Genomic DNA, 1,551 nt, shown 5'->3' with positions numbered 1-1,551 from the left:
AATATTTCCAAATTTAATCAAAATCATTATAAACCATATGGGGCAGTAGATAGAATAAAAAACCAATTATCTTATAAAATAGGAAAAGCTATAATAAAGGCAAAAAATCCTATAAAAGCTTTATTTTTGCCTTTAACTATTATTTATTTATATATATTGCATAAAATACAAATGATGATGTATAATGTACTTATTAGAATAAATCCAAATATTAAATTAATTCCATTGGAACAATATGCTGATTATAACGAAATGTTAAAATGTAAAAAGTATTTATTTTATAGGCTAGGCAATGCTTTTATTAAAAACCCTTTAACATTTATATTTAAAATTAAAAAAATTTATAAGGAATGGAAAAATGGAAAATAAAACAAATATACTTAGTAATTTTTTAGATGACGATATAGTAAATAAGTACTCTGAAATGCATGTAAAAGAACGAGAATTTCTTTTAAATTTATTGCATAAGTATAAACCGAAGAAAATTTTAGAGGTTGGCATAGCAGCTGGAGCAAATAGTGTTTTAATATTGGATTATCTTGCTAAATATAATCTTTTAAATGATGTAACTTTAAATTCGATAGATTACAATACTTTTTATTATAGAGATAATTCTAAAAATAGCGGTTTTTTAGTTGATGAATTAGCCCCTAATTTGAAAAAGTATTGGAATCTTTATACTCCAGGTTTGGCTGCAGACCATATGGATAAAATAGGAAAAGATATAGATTTTTGCATTATAGATACAATGCATTCTTCACCAGGAGAAGCTCTTGATTTTTTATTTGTTTTACCATATTTATCAAAAAATGCAGTGATTATAATGCATGATTTAACTTTTCATATATATTGTAATGTGCCATATTCAAATATATGCAGTATTCTCTTTTCTTCTTTTTTTGGTAAAAAGTATTATTTAAAGGAACATTATACTATATATGATCCAGATTTTCAAAATATAGGTTATTGTATATTAGATGATAATCATTTGGATAAAGATAAATTAAAGGTATATTTTAGGCTTTTAAATTTGCCTTGGATTTATATGTTGGATATAAAAGATATTGAGATATCTAGTATTTTTTTTAAAAAACATTACGGTGAAGAATTTGTAAATTTATTTAAACAGATATTATATATTCAAGATAAATGGTTTAAGGAAGGAATTATTAATTCTTCAGAATTATGGAAATTAAAAATTTTAAAATTTCAAACCGAATATGGCACAGCTAAACAAAGAATTCAAAATCATCTATCCTATAAACTAGGAAAAGCTTTGATTGCTAATTCAAAAAGTTTATGGGGCTATATAAGAATGCCTTATGTATTATCTTACATAAAAGATAAACATCAATTTGAACAAAAAGCCTATGAAGAAAAAATAAAACAAAATCCAAATTCAGCCTTACCTCCTTTAGAAACTTATCCTGATTATAACGAGGCTTTAAAAGAAAAAGAATGTTTTACTTATAAATTAGGCGAAGAATTTATTAAGGCTAGTAAGAATTGGTATACGGGCGGATTTATTAAATTATGGTTTAAGATTAGGGA

1 protein-coding gene and 1 pseudogene are annotated in these 1,551 nt (G+C 24.0%); both read left to right on the top strand.

What is annotated here, in order from left to right; genetic code table 11:
* Positions 1-369: pseudogene (locus AJN69_RS10185) on the top strand (glycosyltransferase family 2 protein); the annotation flags it as partial.
* The coding region (locus tag AJN69_RS02795) for a class I SAM-dependent methyltransferase (protein ID WP_148122941.1) at positions 359-1,551 on the top strand (1,193 nt) is incomplete at its 3' end. The pseudogene AJN69_RS10185 and the gene AJN69_RS02795, both read left to right, overlap by 11 nt.

The sequence above is a fragment of the Campylobacter sp. BCW_4338 genome, from assembly GCF_001763255.1.
In the GTDB taxonomy this organism is placed as follows: domain Bacteria; phylum Campylobacterota; class Campylobacteria; order Campylobacterales; family Campylobacteraceae; genus Campylobacter_D; species Campylobacter_D jejuni.
The sequence above is the reverse complement of the archived record's forward strand: the minus strand, read 5'-3'. Positions and strand labels throughout refer to the sequence as shown.